Origin of the sequence: Streptomyces sp. A0642 (assembly GCF_004795105.1) — a bacterium.
Classification (GTDB): Bacteria; Actinomycetota; Actinomycetes; order Streptomycetales; family Streptomycetaceae; genus Streptomyces.
In genome coordinates this window covers 74,551-87,934 of record NZ_SSBL01000020.1, presented here as the reverse complement: position 1 = coordinate 87,934, position 13,384 = coordinate 74,551, and the positions used below count along the sequence as shown (strand labels likewise).

The 13,384-nt window shown below is 72.9% G+C and carries 9 protein-coding genes; 5 read left to right on the top strand and 4 right to left on the bottom strand.

What is annotated here, in order from left to right; all coding sequences use genetic code 11:
• Positions 1-5: 5 nt before the first annotated feature.
• A complete protein-coding gene (gene gatB / locus E6R60_RS27380) occupies positions 6-1,514 on the top strand; it encodes an Asp-tRNA(Asn)/Glu-tRNA(Gln) amidotransferase subunit GatB (RefSeq protein WP_136329350.1) in 1,509 nt (502 codons plus the stop codon).
• An 85-nt stretch (positions 1,515-1,599) separates the two neighbouring features.
• Here gatB and E6R60_RS27375 read toward each other — a convergent pair whose 3' ends face one another.
• A complete protein-coding gene (locus E6R60_RS27375; protein WP_136329349.1) occupies positions 1,600-3,519 on the bottom strand; it encodes a protein kinase in 1,920 nt (639 codons plus the stop codon).
• A 366-nt stretch (positions 3,520-3,885) separates the two neighbouring features.
• On the opposite strand from E6R60_RS27375, the gene E6R60_RS27370 reads away from it, so the two are divergent.
• The 4 genes from E6R60_RS27370 (at position 3,886) to E6R60_RS27355 (ending at position 10,454) form a co-directional block, all read left to right on the top strand.
• The gene (locus tag E6R60_RS27370) at positions 3,886-6,117 is read left to right on the top strand and encodes an MMPL family transporter (RefSeq protein ID WP_240802698.1); all 2,232 of its coding nucleotides are present in this window, start codon (positions 3,886-3,888) and stop codon (positions 6,115-6,117) included.
• A gap of 100 nt (positions 6,118-6,217) precedes the next feature.
• Positions 6,218-6,859 (top strand): hypothetical protein, encoded by a 642-nt coding sequence (locus E6R60_RS27365; RefSeq protein WP_206309528.1) that lies wholly within the window; start codon positions 6,218-6,220, stop codon positions 6,857-6,859.
• A 247-nt stretch (positions 6,860-7,106) separates the two neighbouring features.
• Positions 7,107-7,286, top strand: a complete 180-nt coding sequence (locus E6R60_RS27360) for a hypothetical protein (RefSeq protein WP_136329347.1) — start codon at positions 7,107-7,109, stop codon at positions 7,284-7,286.
• A gap of 57 nt (positions 7,287-7,343) precedes the next feature.
• Positions 7,344-10,454: a helix-turn-helix transcriptional regulator gene (locus tag E6R60_RS27355; RefSeq protein WP_206309533.1), complete on the top strand. Its 3,111-nt coding sequence runs from the start codon at positions 7,344-7,346 to the stop codon at positions 10,452-10,454.
• A gap of 185 nt (positions 10,455-10,639) precedes the next feature.
• Here E6R60_RS27355 and E6R60_RS27350 read toward each other — a convergent pair whose 3' ends face one another.
• The 3 genes from E6R60_RS27350 to E6R60_RS27340 all read right to left on the bottom strand — a co-directional run bounded on the left by E6R60_RS27350 (position 10,640) and on the right by E6R60_RS27340 (position 13,320).
• The gene (locus tag E6R60_RS27350) at positions 10,640-10,924 is read right to left on the bottom strand and encodes a DUF6191 domain-containing protein (protein WP_136329346.1); all 285 of its coding nucleotides are present in this window, start codon (positions 10,922-10,924) and stop codon (positions 10,640-10,642) included.
• Between the two features lie 30 nt (positions 10,925-10,954).
• On the bottom strand, positions 10,955-12,145 hold the full coding sequence (locus E6R60_RS27345) for a PQQ-dependent sugar dehydrogenase (RefSeq protein ID WP_136329402.1): 1,191 nt from the start codon (positions 12,143-12,145) through the stop codon (positions 10,955-10,957).
• A 218-nt stretch (positions 12,146-12,363) separates the two neighbouring features.
• Positions 12,364-13,320, bottom strand: a complete 957-nt coding sequence (locus E6R60_RS27340) for an aldo/keto reductase (protein WP_206309531.1) — start codon at positions 13,318-13,320, stop codon at positions 12,364-12,366.
• Positions 13,321-13,384 lie beyond the last annotated feature (64 nt).

The window sequence follows — 13,384 nt, the reverse complement described above, 5'->3', positions numbered from 1 at the left end:
TCATCGTGACTGTCATTGACCTGGAGTCGTACGAGGACGCCCTCGCGACGTACGACCCCGTCATGGGCCTCGAAGTCCATGTCGAGCTCGGCACCAAGACCAAGATGTTCTGCGGCTGCTCCACGGAGCTCAAGCAGGACGCCAACTCGCAGACCTGCCCCGTCTGCCTCGGGCTGCCCGGCGCCCTGCCGGTCGTGAACGAGGTCGGCGTCGAGTCCGCCATCAAGATCGGCCTCGCGCTGAACTGCGAGATCGCCGAGTGGTGCCGCTTCGCCCGGAAGAACTACTTCTATCCGGACATGCCGAAGAACTTCCAGACCTCCCAGTACGACGAGCCGATCGCCTTCGACGGCTATCTGGACGTCCAGCTGGAGGACGGGGAGATCTTCCGGGTGCAGATCGAGCGCGCCCACATGGAGGAGGACACCGGCAAGTCGACGCACGTCGGCGGCGCCACCGGCCGTATCCACGGCGCGTCCCACTCCCTGCTCGACTACAACCGCGCGGGCATCCCGCTCATCGAGATCGTCACCAAGCCGATCGAGGGAGCGGGCGCGCGTGCCCCCGAGGTCGCCAAGGCGTACGTCGCCGAGCTCCGCGAGCTCATCAAGGCGCTCGGCGTCTCGGAGGCCCGCATGGAGATGGGCCAGATGCGCTGCGACGTCAACCTGTCGCTGCGCCCGCACGGCCGCGAGGAGTTCGGCACCCGCTCCGAGACGAAGAACGTGAACTCGCTGCGTTCCGTCGAGCGGGCCGCCCGCTTCGAGATCCAGCGCCACGCCGCGGTGCTGAACTCGGGCGGCACGATCGTGCAGGAGACCCGGCACTTCCACGAGGAGGACGGCTCCACCACGGCCGGCCGCATCAAGGACAACGCCGAGGACTACCGCTACTTCCCCGAGCCCGACCTGGTGCCGGTCGCCCCGGCCCGGGAGTGGGTCGAGGAGCTCCGCAAGGGGCTTCCCGAGCTGCCGCGGCTGCGCCGCGCCCGGCTCAAGGAGGAGTGGGGCGTCTCCGAGCACGACATGCAGTCCATCCTCAACGCGGGCGCGGTCGACCTGATCGTGGCCACGACCGAGGCGGGCGCCCCGTCGGACCAGGCCCGCAAGTGGTGGATGGGCGAGCTCGCCCGTAACGCCAACGAGACCGGCCGGAGCCTCGACGAGCTCGGTGTGACGCCCGCCCAGGTCGCCCGGGTGGCCGAACTCGTCCTCTCCGGCGATCTCAACGACAAGCTGGCCCGTCAGGTGCTGGAGGGCGTGCTCGCGGGCGAGGGCGACCCGGACACCGTCGTCGAGAAGCGCGGCCTGAAGGTCGTGTCCGACGAGGGCGCGCTGTCCACGGCCGTGGACGAGGCCATCGCGGGCAACGCCGCCATCGCGGACAAGATCCGGGGCGGCAAGGTCGCCGCCGCCGGTGCGCTCGTCGGCGCCGTCATGAAGGCCACCCGTGGCCAGGCGGACGCGGCGCGCGTGCGCGAACTGATCCTGGAGAAGCTCGGCGTCGAGGGCTGAGTCCTCCGCGCAGGCACCCGAAGGGGCGGTGCGTCCGGTTCTCCAGCCGGACGCACCGCCCCTTCGCGCAGATCGCGCGACGGCGCTACTTCTTGAGCGTCGGCGCGCCCAGGACCAGATCACCCATGGTGCAGTTGTCGCCGGGGTCCGCGTACGAGATGCTCAGCCGGAGCACGCCGGTGACCGGCACGGAGATGGTCTTCGGCTTCCCCAGCAACACCTCCCCGGTGTAACCGGGTTCGCCGTCGAGCTCGATGGTGAGCCGGGCGGCCTTGTCCGACGAGTTGTCGTCGACGCCCGCGACCAGGCTCAGGGTCTTCCACTCGCGGCTCAGGTTGTACTCGGCGGAGCCGCTGCACTCCTCCTCGGTGCCGTCCGGCACCAGGGCCGTGTCGTAGTACTTGCTGTTCAGCGTGCCGCTCCCGACGGCCAGGTCGGCGAAACCGCCGGAGGCGACGGGCTCCAGCGTCGTGAGCGACTTGTGGTCGACCGAGGCGGCTTCCGGCGGCTTGCCGGTCCCCTCCGACGCGTCGGGTGAGGCGCTGGGCCCGCTCCCCGGGCCGTCGGCCTGCTCGGCGGGCGCCGTGGTCGTGACGGTCACGGTGGGCGTCGCCCTCGCCGCCTTGCCGTCCCCCTTCTCGTCGTCACCCGAACGCAGGGCCTGGATGCCGATCGTGGCGAGCGAGGCCACCAGGGCGAGTGAGAGGAGGGGGACGAGGACCGGCCGGCGCTTCTTCACCGCAGGCGCCGGATTCGCCGCGCCGTCCGGCTGCGTCGGGAACGGCGCTTCCTGTCGCACGGCCTGCTGCGGCCCGGAGGGATCCGGCGGCGCCCCCAGGGGGTTCACCGTGGTGGGCGGCGCCACCCCGGGCTCGGAGGAGGCGGTGATCGGCGGCGGGAAGGCCGGCGGCGACACCGGGCCGCCGGACGAGGGGGCGGGCCCGGACGGCCCGCCGGAGGAAAGTGCGGGCCCGGAGGGCGGCGGCGCCTGGCCCCCGGCCGACTGCGGGGGCCGCCCGGGCGGCGGCGGCAGCGGTGGCGGCGGGACGGCACGTGGCGTGTCCCGCACGGACTCGGCGGCCACGCCGTCCCGCGCGGAGGGGCCGGCCGTCGTCGTCGACACCACCGCAGAGCGCACGTCCTTCACCCACGCGGACAGGTTCTCCGGCCGCCCGTCCGGTTCCGCCGCGCAGACCGACAGGATGCGCTCGCGGCGCTCGGGGGCAGCGGCCGCCACCTGGGGGAGCGCGCGCAGAGCGGCGCGCAGCTGTTCGGGGGTGCTGGGCGGGGCCTGGCCGCTGAGCAGGAAGTAGGCGATCGCGCCGAACGCGTACCGGTCGGTGTTCGGCGTCCGCTTGCCCTCGAAGACCTCGGGGGCCGCGTAGCCGGGGGTGAACCAGACCTCTGCCGTCTGGTGGTCCGCGGTCAGCTTGCTCAGCCCGAAGTCGACGAGCGTGGCCTGGCCGTGCTCGTCGACCATCACGTTGCCGGGGGACAGGTCGCCGTGGACGACGGTGCGCCCGGACGGCGTGGCCCGGCCCGAGTGCAGCCAGTCCAGGACGTCCGCGAGCTGTTCGAGCGTCCGCAGCACCTCCCGGCGCTCGGCGTGACCGGCGAGGGTCCGCTCGGCCCGCCAGTCCCGCAGGTCGAGGCCGTCCACATGGTTCATGACCAGGACCAGGGCCCGCCCGGCAGCGGTCGAGGCGTCCCCTGCACTGTGGATCGGCGGCCCCTCGAAGTGCTCGCGTACGCCGACGACGCCGGGCCGGTGCACGAACCGCAGCAGCTCCGCCTGCTCCCGCCACTTCGCGCTGAGGCGCTGGAACTGCTCGATGGTGATCGTGGTCTTCGAGTCCAGGACCTTCACGACCACGGTCTCGGGCGCCCCGTCGAGCTCTATCTCGGCCCGGTAGAGGACGGCCTCGCCGCCCCGTCCGATGGAGTTGAGCAGGCGGTATCTGTCAGGTGTCGCATCCGGTCCGATGTGGTGCGTCGCGCTGCTCAACTCATCCCCCAAGGCGCGGTAATTGACGGCTCATAAGATATCCGGGACCACCCTTTCCCGGTCAACGGCGAGCAGGGGGCCCGGCCTCCGGGGCGGCCCCTTTCCGGCCGGAGCGCGCCCCGGGAACGCGGCCCGGGAGCACGGCCGGGCGCTCGTGCGCCCGCTGAGGCGCCGGGCGTGCGCCCCCCGCCGTACGGCGGTGCTCATGTCGCTCATATGTGGATCCGATCCATGTGACTAAGGCCACGAAACGGGCAAATGATCACAGTTCGCTGTCAGAGTGGCGGTTCTCAAGGTCATGCGTTCTCGCGCGGACGGTTCTGCCGAACCTCCGTGGAGACCACGAACCCGCAGGGAGCACGTCCCTTGGCTGCCATCGCCCGCTGGTGCGTCACGCACCGGCTCCTCGCCGTCCTCGTCTGGCTGCTCGCCCTCGGCGGCACGGCGGCCGCGGCGGGGTTCGCCGGTTCCGCGTACTCCAACGACTACGAGGCCCCGGGAACCGAGTCCGGGCGGGCGGCCGGACTGCTGAAGGACGGCTTCACGGACCTCGGCGGGGACACCGACACCATCGTCTGGCACACCGACGACTCCACCGTGCGGGCCGCCGACGTCACCCAGAAGATGACCGCCACCCTGCACGCCGTCGAACGGCTGCCCGGCGTGGGAGCCGTCACCGGGCCGTACACGGACGCCGGATCCGGACAGATCAGCGCCGACGGGCACACCGCCTACGCCACCGTCACCTTCGACCGGCAGGCGGACGACGTGCCCGTCGGCCAGGTCCACGCCGTCGTCGACACGGCGAAGGCCGCCGCGGGCGAGCACCTCCGGGTCGAACTGGGCGGCTCCGCCATAGCCCTCACCGAGGCGCCGGCCGCCCACCTCAGCGAGGCCGTCGGGGTGGCCGTCGCCGCCGTCGTGCTCTTCCTCGCCTTCGGCTCGCTCGCCGCCAGCCTGCTGCCCATCGCCACCGCCCTCGTCTCGGTCGGCACGGCGTACGCGGGCATCACGCTGCTCGGACACCTGATGACCGTCGCCGACTTCGCGCCCATGCTCGGCATGCTCGTCGGGCTCGGCGTCGGGATCGACTACGCGCTCTTCGTCGTCACCCGGCACCGCAGAGGGCTGCGGCGCGGCATGACCGTACCCGAGGCGGCGCAGCACGCGGTCGCGACCACGGGGCGGGCCGTCGTCTTCGCCGGGGCCACCGTCTGCATCGCGCTGCTCGGCATGCTCATCCTGCGGCTGAGCTTCCTCAACGGCGTCGCCGTCGCCGCCTCGCTCACCGTCGTCCTGACCGTCGCCGCCTCCGTGACCCTCCTGCCCGCGCTGCTGTCCCTCATCGGCATGCGGGCGCTGAGCCGTCGGGAGCGCAGACGGCTGGCCGCGCACGGCCCGCAGCCGGAGCCGGCCACGGGCTTCGCCGCCCGCTGGGCCGCCTTCGTGGAGCGGCGCCCCAAACTCCTCGGCGCCCTCGCCGCCGCCGTGATGCTGGCCCTCGCCCTCCCCACCTTCTCGCTCCACCTGGGCAGCTCCGACCAGGGCAACAACGCGGGGTCCTCGACCACCCGGCAGGCGTACGACCTGCTCGCCGACGGCTTCGGCCCCGGCGTCAACGGCCCGCTGACCGTCGCCGCGCACCTGGACGGCGCGGACGACCGGCTCGCGATGGACACCCTGCCCGCGACGCTGCGCGCCACCGACGGGGTCTCCTGGGCCTACCCGGTGACGTACAACTCCAGCGGCGACACCGCGTACGTCACCGTCGTCCCGGACTCGGCGCCGCAGTCCCGGCAGACCAGCGAACTGGTGGACCGGCTGCGGACGGACGTCCTGCCGAAGGTGTCCGAGAACACCTCGCTCCGGGCCCATGTGGGCGGTGTGACGGCCAGCTACGACGACTTCGCGCAGGTCGTCATCGGCAAGCTCCCGCTCTTCATCGGCGTCGTCGTGGGACTCGGCTGCCTGCTCCTGCTGATGGCCTTCAGATCGGTGGGCATCCCGCTGAAGGCCGCCGTGATGAACGTGGCGGCGGTGGCGTCCTCGTTCGGCGTCGTGGTGGCGGTCTTCCAGTGGGGCTGGGGGAGCGAACTGCTGGGTCTGGGCAGCTCCGGCCCCATCGAGCCGTTCCTGCCGGTGATCATGGTGTCCGTGCTCTTCGGGCTGTCCATGGACTACCAGGTGTTCCTTGTCGGCAGGATGTACGAGGAGTGGCTGGAGACCGGGGACAACCGGCGGGCGGTCCGGGTCGGGCTGGCCGAGACGAGCCGGGTGATCAACTCGGCGGCCGTGATCATGATCTCCGTCTTCCTCGCCTTCGTGCTCAGCGGCGACCGGGTCATCGCCATGTTCGGCATCGCGCTCGCCGCGGCCGTGGCCCTCGACGCGTTCGTCCTGCGCACCCTGCTGGTCCCCGCCCTGATGCACATGCTGGGCGGCGCGAACTGGTGGCTGCCCGGGTGGCTGGACCGGCGGCTGCCGCGCATCAGCATCGAACCGCCCGGCTGCGGGGCCCCGCGAGCGAACATCCCGGCGGCGTACGCGGGCGGGGCCGTGGAGGACGAGGCCGTGGCGGCCCCGCAGCGGGTGCACTGACCGTGCGGGGCGCCCGTGCCACCTGGAGTGCGTGAGGTCACCGACCGGTGCGGGGCGGGCGTTAAGCGGGTTCTCATCTGCCGCACCTAGCGTGCGGAAGATGAACTCCACCACCCCCACTACTCCCACCGCTCCCGTCGCCGAGGGCGACACCACCACCGACACCGCCACGGAGAAGACCGTCGCCGACGCCGGCGTGCCCGAGGCGCCGGCCACGCGGCTCGACAAGACGGCCCCGGAGCCCGGCGCCGACCCGGATCAGGACCAGGACCTCGACGAGGACCAGGACCTCGGCCCGGACCAGGACCTCGACGAGTCGGACGAGGAGCGGTCCTCCGCCCTCGCCACCGGCGCCGCGGCCGTCGTCACCGCCGGACTCGGCATCGTCTCCCTGACCGGCGCCTGGAGCGGCCGGGTCGCCGCCGAGCGCGAGACGCTGACAGGGCAGATGAAGACCTCGTCCGGAGGCTCGGCCGCACAGCAGATCTCCGAGATCTACGGCGACGCCTGGCACGCCACCGCGCTGGTCAACGGCCTCTTCGGCCTGCTCGCGCTGCTCGTCGGCGTGTACGTCCTGGTCCGTCCGGCGTTCGGCACGCCGTCCGCGCACCCGCAGCCGGGCTGGATCCGCGCGGTGGCCAAGGGGGGCCTCGCCCTCGCCGGGCTGGGCGTACTGCTCGCCGTGTGCATGTACTTCGACCTCATCGTCCCCCTGCCGACGGCACCGGCCACGGCGGGTTAGGACCCATGGCGCCCGGCCGGTGAGGGGGCTTCGCTGCCCCGTACGCCGCCCTGAGGCCCGGCCTAAGGCATGCGCGGGGGTCCCGGGCGGGGCCGTGCGGTGGCCCGAGCCCCTCCCTAAGGCCCCCGCCCGCCACAGATGCGGAACTCGCCCGATGCGGCACCACCCCCTGGGGGACGACAGTGGTGGCACGGCAGAAACACTGCCGCCACCGAGGCCCGACGGGCCCGTCTCCAGGGGGCATCACATGTACGAGCTGGAACTCCACAAGATCATGGCCGCCGAACTCGTCCGCCGCGCCGACAACGAGCGGCTCGTCCGCGAGGCCCGCCGGGCCCGCAAGGCGGCCCGCGTCTCCGCCCGCCAGGAACGCGAGAGGACGGTGAGTGCGGACAGGGGCCGGGAGCGGTTCGCGCACGCCGCGTAGGGACGGACGGCCGTGCCTGTCCGGCTTCCGGGCTCCGCGGTGTCGGACCCGTGTGCGATGCTCGGCGACGTGGAGACCAGGTCAGTCAGTCCCGTGTTCGTCGGCCGCGCAGCTGAACTCACCGCGCTCACCGACGCGCTCGCCCGCGCCGGCGGTGGCGGCGAGCCGCAGGCGCTCCTCGTCGGCGGCGAGGCCGGCGTCGGCAAGACCCGTCTGGTCGAGGAGTTCCTCGCGGTCGCGGTCCGCCGTGCGGCCGTCGTCGCCGTCGGCGGCTGCGTGGAGATCGGGGCGGACGGCTTGCCGTACGCCCCCTTCTCCACCGCCCTGCGCGCCCTGCACCGCACCCTGCCCGAGGAGATGGCCGCCGCCTGCGCGGGCCAGGAGGGCGAGCTGGCCCGGCTCCTTCCCGAACTCGGCGAGACCGGCCGGGACGCCGCCGACGAACACGGCACCGCCCGCCTCTTCGAGCTCACCGCCCGGCTGCTGGAGCGCATCTCCGCCGACCGCACCGTCGTGCTCGTGCTGGAGGACCTGCACTGGGCCGACTCCTCCACCAGGCACCTGCTCGCCTATCTCTTCCGCACGCTGCGCAGCGGCCGCCTCGTCGTCATCGGCACCTACCGCGCCGACGACATCCACCGCCGCCACCCGCTGCGCCCCCTGCTGGCCGAGCTGGACCGGCTGCGTACGGTCCGCCGCATCGAGCTCTCCCGGTTCAACCGGGCCGAAGTGCGCCGCCAGCTCACCGGCATTCTCGCGGGCACGCCCGAACCCGCCCTGGTGGACGAGATATTCGAGCGGTCCGACGGAAACGCCTTCTTCGTCGAGGAGCTCGCCTGCAGTCTGGAGTGCGGTGACGGGGCCGGGCTGCCCGGCTCCCTGCGCGATCTCCTTCTGGTACGCGTCGAGGCCCTCTCCGAGGATGCCCAGAAGGTCGCCCGGATCATCGCCGAGGGCGGCTCCGCCGTCGAGTACGAACTGCTGGCCGCCGTCGCCGGTCTTACCGAGGACGAGCTGATCGAGGCCCTGCGCGGTGCGGTCGGCGCCAATCTCCTGCTCACGACCCCGGAGGGCAACGGCTACCGTTTCCGGCACTCCCTGGTGCGGGAAGCGGTCAGCGACGATCTGCTCCCCGGCGAACGCTCCCGGCTCAACCGGCGTTACGCCCAGGCCCTGGAGGCCGACCCCACCCTCGTCCGCGACGGGGAGCGGGCCACGCGCCTGGCCAGCTACTGGTACGGGGCGCACGACCCCGCCAAGGCCCTGCCCGCCGTGCTGAAAGCATCGGTCGAAGCGCGCCACCGCAACGCCTACGCCGAGCAACTGCGGCTGCTGGAAAGGGCGATGGAGCTCTGGGACGACACGCCCGCGGAAGTGCTCCGCACCCTGCGCCCCCTCGACTACGCCGAGGTCTACCCGGCCTGCGGCCGCGACGGCTCCAGGCCGCTGAGCCATCTCGATCTGATGGCCGAGGCCACCGTCGCGGCCCGCTTCGGCGGCGAGCGCGAACGGGCTTTCATGCTCTGCAAGAAGGCCCTGCGCGTCCTGGAGGGCGAGGACGACGCCCTGCGCGCCGCCTGGTTCTGGGTCCAGCGCTCCCGACTGGTCCAGGACCTCACCCGGGGCGACGGCTGGGAGGAACTGGCCACCGCCGAGGAACTGGTCCGGGGCCTGCCGCCGTCGGCCGTGCACGCGGACGTCCTGACGAGTGTGGCCGGCTGGGGCGCGCTGCACCGGCCCGGGCCCGACACCCTCGCCGCCGCCGAACGGGCCGTGGAGTACGCCCGGCTGATCGGCAACGAGTACATCGAGCTGCACGCACGGCTCACCCGAGGCTGGCTGAACGCAGACGCCGGAGCCGTCGACGAGGGCATCGCCGAGATATACGCCGCACGGGACCGGGCCGAGGAACTGTGCCTCGTGGGCGTCATAGGCCGGGCCAGCATCAACCTCCCCTCCACGCTCGAAGCCGTCGGCCGGTCGCTGGAGGCGGTGGCCGCGGCCGACCACGGGATCGAGATCTGCCACAGCCACGGCGTCGCGGACATGGAGTCCTGGGCCCGTACGAACCAGGCGATGTCGCTGTTCTCCCTCGGCCGCTGGGACGAGGCCCTGGCCACGACCGAGGCCGCCGCCCGTACCGCACTCTCCCGGAAGTCGCAGGCCCTGGTGGCCGCACGCCGTACCGAAGTGGCCCTGGCCCGCGGGGACCTCGCCGAGGCCGAACGGCAACTCGCCCTGTGCCGGAGAAACTTCGGATCCAACGACCGGCAGCCGCAGCACTTCGTCAACATCGTCCGCCACACCATCGCCATCGCCGTCCAGCAGGGGGCCCTGCCCGAGGCGCGGGCGGCCTTCGAGGCGCAGGCGGAACAGGGGTTCCCGCCCGGCACCCAGCGGTACGCGTTCCCGCTGCTGCACGTCGTCGCGGCGGCGGAGGCGGACGCCCGGGGGCTGCCCGCCACCGAACCCGGCAGGCCGGCGGTCCTCGCGCTCGTCCGCAGCCATCTCAAGCGGCTTCCGGCGCTCGTCCCCGTATGGGCCGCCTACGGAGTGCTGATAGACGCCGAACTGGCGCGGGCCGAGGGCCTCGACACCCCGGATCACTGGTCCCGCGCCGCCCAGGCGTTCGCCCCCCTGCACCGCCCGTACGAACTCGCCCAGATCCGCCACCGCTGGGCGGAGGCCCTCCTCATCGCCTCCGGCGACCGGGCCGCGGCCACCACCCTGCTGCGCGAGGCCCACGGCACCGCCCGGCAGCTCGGGGCGCGCCCGCTGACCGAGACCATCGAACTGCTCGCGGGCCGCGCGCGCATCCCGCTCACCGACCCCGGCACCGCGCCGGGCTCCGCCGACGCGCTCCCGGTGGCCGTGACCGTCGCGGACGGCGACGAGCCGGACGGCCAGGACCACGCCGAGGAACAGCTGCGGGCCGCGGCGGCGGCCGCGGTGGAGTCCTTCGGGCTGACCCCCCGCGAGCAGGACGTCCACCGGCTTGTGGCCGCCGGCCACACCAACCGCAGAATCGCCGAGGAGCTCTACATCTCACCCAAGACCGCGAGCGTCCACGTCTCCAACATCCTGGCCAAGCTCGGCGTCTCCGGCCGCGGCGAGGCCGCCGCCCTCGCCCACCGGCTGCGGCTGTACCGGATGCCGAAGGACTCCTGAGGGCTGGTCCGCAATTCCTGGCGGGCGCGCGACGACAGCTAAGGCACCTCGCCCCGTTGTTGAAATGCCCGAGTACATTCGGTATGCGGGCGCCTCTCCGCCTGCGATGCACCGCGTCCGACGCCGCGCGCTGATCCACCGGGAACTGCGGGACAGCGCGACCGTCCGGGCGGCCCCCGGCAAGGTCAGGCCCCGGCGCCGTGGTCCTCGGCGCCCGCACCGGCTACGTCACCGCGGGATCCGGCTCCGCCCGCCTCGCCGTCGTCCGTGCCGTCGCGGTCCCCGTCCGCCTCCCCGGGGTCCGGGTCCTCGTCGCGGCGGCGGACCACGACCTTGCCGGAGCTCAGGTCGATGGGGCCCCGCGAGGGGTCGCCGACGCCGAGGTCCACGCGGGTCAGCTCCAGCCGTTTCCGCTCCTCGGCGGCGTGCTTGCGACCGGGTGCGAAGAGTTCCTCGAAGAAGTTGAACACGGGCCGCGCACCCTTCCGCCGCTGTAGCCGCTAACGCACCTCGACCACCAGGATCCTGTCGTCTCCCGGCTTCGGGGTGCCCCGCGAGTCCGTCTCGCTCGTGACGAGCCAGAGCCTGTTGCCGCCCGCCGCGAGCACGGTGCGCAGACGGCCGTACGTGCCGTTCAGGAATGCCTGGGGGGCCGCAAGAGGCTCCTTGTCCGCCGTACCGGACAGGGGGATCCGCCAGAGCCGCTCACCCCGCAGACCGGCCATCCAGATCGAACCCTTGACGAAGGCGATACCGCTCGGGGACGCCTCGGACGTCTTCCACTGTGCCACGGGGTCGACGAAACCCGCCTTGCCCGCCTTGCCCTCGGCCTCCGGCCAGCCGTAGTCGCCGCCCGGCACGATCCGGTTCAGCTCGTCCCAGGTGTCCTGGCCGAACTCGGACGCCCACAGCTGTTTGTGCCCGTCCCAGGCCAGGCCCTGCACATTGCGGTGACCGGACGAATACACCACGGAGTCGGCCCGGGGATTGCCGTGCAACGGCTCGCCGTCCGGCGTCATCCGCAGGATCTTGCCCGCGAGGGACTTCTCGTCCTGCGCGAGACCGTCGTCCCCCGTCTCGCCCGTGCCCGCGTACAGCATGCGGTCCGGCCCGAAGGCGATCCGGCCGCCGTTGTGGATGGCGCCCTTCGGGATGCCCCGCAGGATCGTGTCGGGGGCGCCCAGCAGCTGACCGGGGGTCGTGCCGTCCTCGTCGTAGAGCATGCGGGCGATGCGGTTGTCGGATGCGGTGGTGAAGTAGGCGTACACGAGGTGGTCCGTGCCGTAGTCGGGGGAGACCGCGAGGCCGAGCAGTCCGCCCTCGCCCGCCGCCGCCACCCCGGGCACGGTGCCCAGCAGCGTCTTCTTCCCGCTCTTCGCGTCGATGCGGGTGATCGTCCCCTTGTCGCGGGAGGACACCAGCAGATCGCCGTCCGGCAGCTCCGCGAGACCCCAGGGGGAGTCCAGGCCCTGCGTGAGCGTCGACACCACCTTCACCGAGCCCTTCGCCGGCGGCAGATCGGCCGCAGGACGCGAGGCCGACGGCGACGTGGACGGCGAGGCCGTCCCGTTCGACGGAGCCGCGGGAGAACCGGCCGGTGAGCTCGCCCCCTGGCCCGCGGTGCTCTCGGCCCCCTCCTGCGAGGAGCACCCCGCGGCGAGCATCAGGGCGCCGGCCGCCAGCACGGCCAGCGCACCTCGCCGCGCACCGCGACCGCTCCCGGGGGGCGCCGCGCGACGCCCCACCGGTTCCCGCACAGATCCGAACCTCGCACCGCGCACAGCACCGACCCCTTCGACGACCGCCTGTCCCCTGTTCTTACACCGCGGCCGGGCCCGGGGTTCCCGAAGCCCGGGGACTTTCTCGCTCGGCGATCAAACTTCACACGCCGAGGCCGGTGTACGGGCGCTCAGTCCCACGACTCGCGTGCGGCGGGAAGCCCGTCGATCTCGGTCAGGTCCCGAGGAGTCAGCTCCACGCCCGCCGCCCCCGCGTTCTCGACGGCCCACCGCGCCTGTTTGGTCCCCGGCACCGGAACCACCTGGGGCCCCTGCCGCAGCACCCAGGCCAGCGCCACCTGCGCCGGTGTCGCCCCGTGCCGCTCCGCGATCCGCCGCAGCCCCACCACCAGCGGCTGGTTCGCCGCCATGATCTCGGCGGTGAACCGCGGATGCCTGGCCCGCAGATCCTCCGGTTCGAAGCCCTCCCCCGGAGTGAGCGTGCCCGTCAGGTATCCGCTGCCCAGCGGCATCGCGGCCAGCACCCCGACACCGCGCGCCGCGCACCACGGCACCAGCGCCTCCAACGCCTGGGGGGACCACACGGAGAGCTCCGCCTGCACCGCGCTCACCGGGAAGACCTGCTGCACCCGCTCCAGTTGCCGGATCGTTTCGTCGTGCGTCCGGGCTCCGGGCCTGCGGGCGGCCCTGGCACCGACCGCGCAGAGCCCGAGCGCCCGCACCTTGCCCGCGGTCACCAGCTCCGCCATCGCGCCCCAGGTCTCCTCGACGGGCACCTCGGGATCGGCCCGGTGGAGCTGGTAGAGATCGATCACATCCGTCTGGAGCCGCCGCAGCGAGGCGTCACAGGCCCGCCGCACGTAGCCGGGGCGGCCGTTGGCCACGATGTGCTGATCGCCCACCAGCAGACCGCACTTGGTGGAGAGGAACGCCTGTTCACGGCGCCCCTTCAACGCGCGCCCGACCAGCAGCTCGTTGGTGAACGGCCCGTACATGTCGGCGGTGTCGAGCAGGTCCACCCCCGCGTCCAGCGCCGCGTGCACCGCGCGCAACGCCTCGTCACCACGCTGCCGCGAAGCGCCGTACGCCCAGCTCATCGGCATGCAGCCGAGGCCGACCGCACCCACGGCGAGCGCCGCCGCACCGAGACTTCTGCGCTCCAACTCCCCGAACCCTTCTTCGTACCGCACC

What these genes read in the sequence shown, in the direction of transcription:
- E6R60_RS27355 (WP_206309533.1), top strand. Translation starts at nt 7,344, where the DNA reads ATGCTCGGCGACGTGGAGACCAGGTCAGTCAGTCCCGTGTTCGTCGGC.
- E6R60_RS27365 (WP_206309528.1), top strand. Translation starts at nt 6,218, where the DNA reads ATGAACTCCACCACCCCCACTACTCCCACCGCTCCCGTCGCCGAGGGC.
- E6R60_RS27360 (WP_136329347.1), top strand. Translation starts at nt 7,107, where the DNA reads ATGTACGAGCTGGAACTCCACAAGATCATGGCCGCCGAACTCGTCCGC.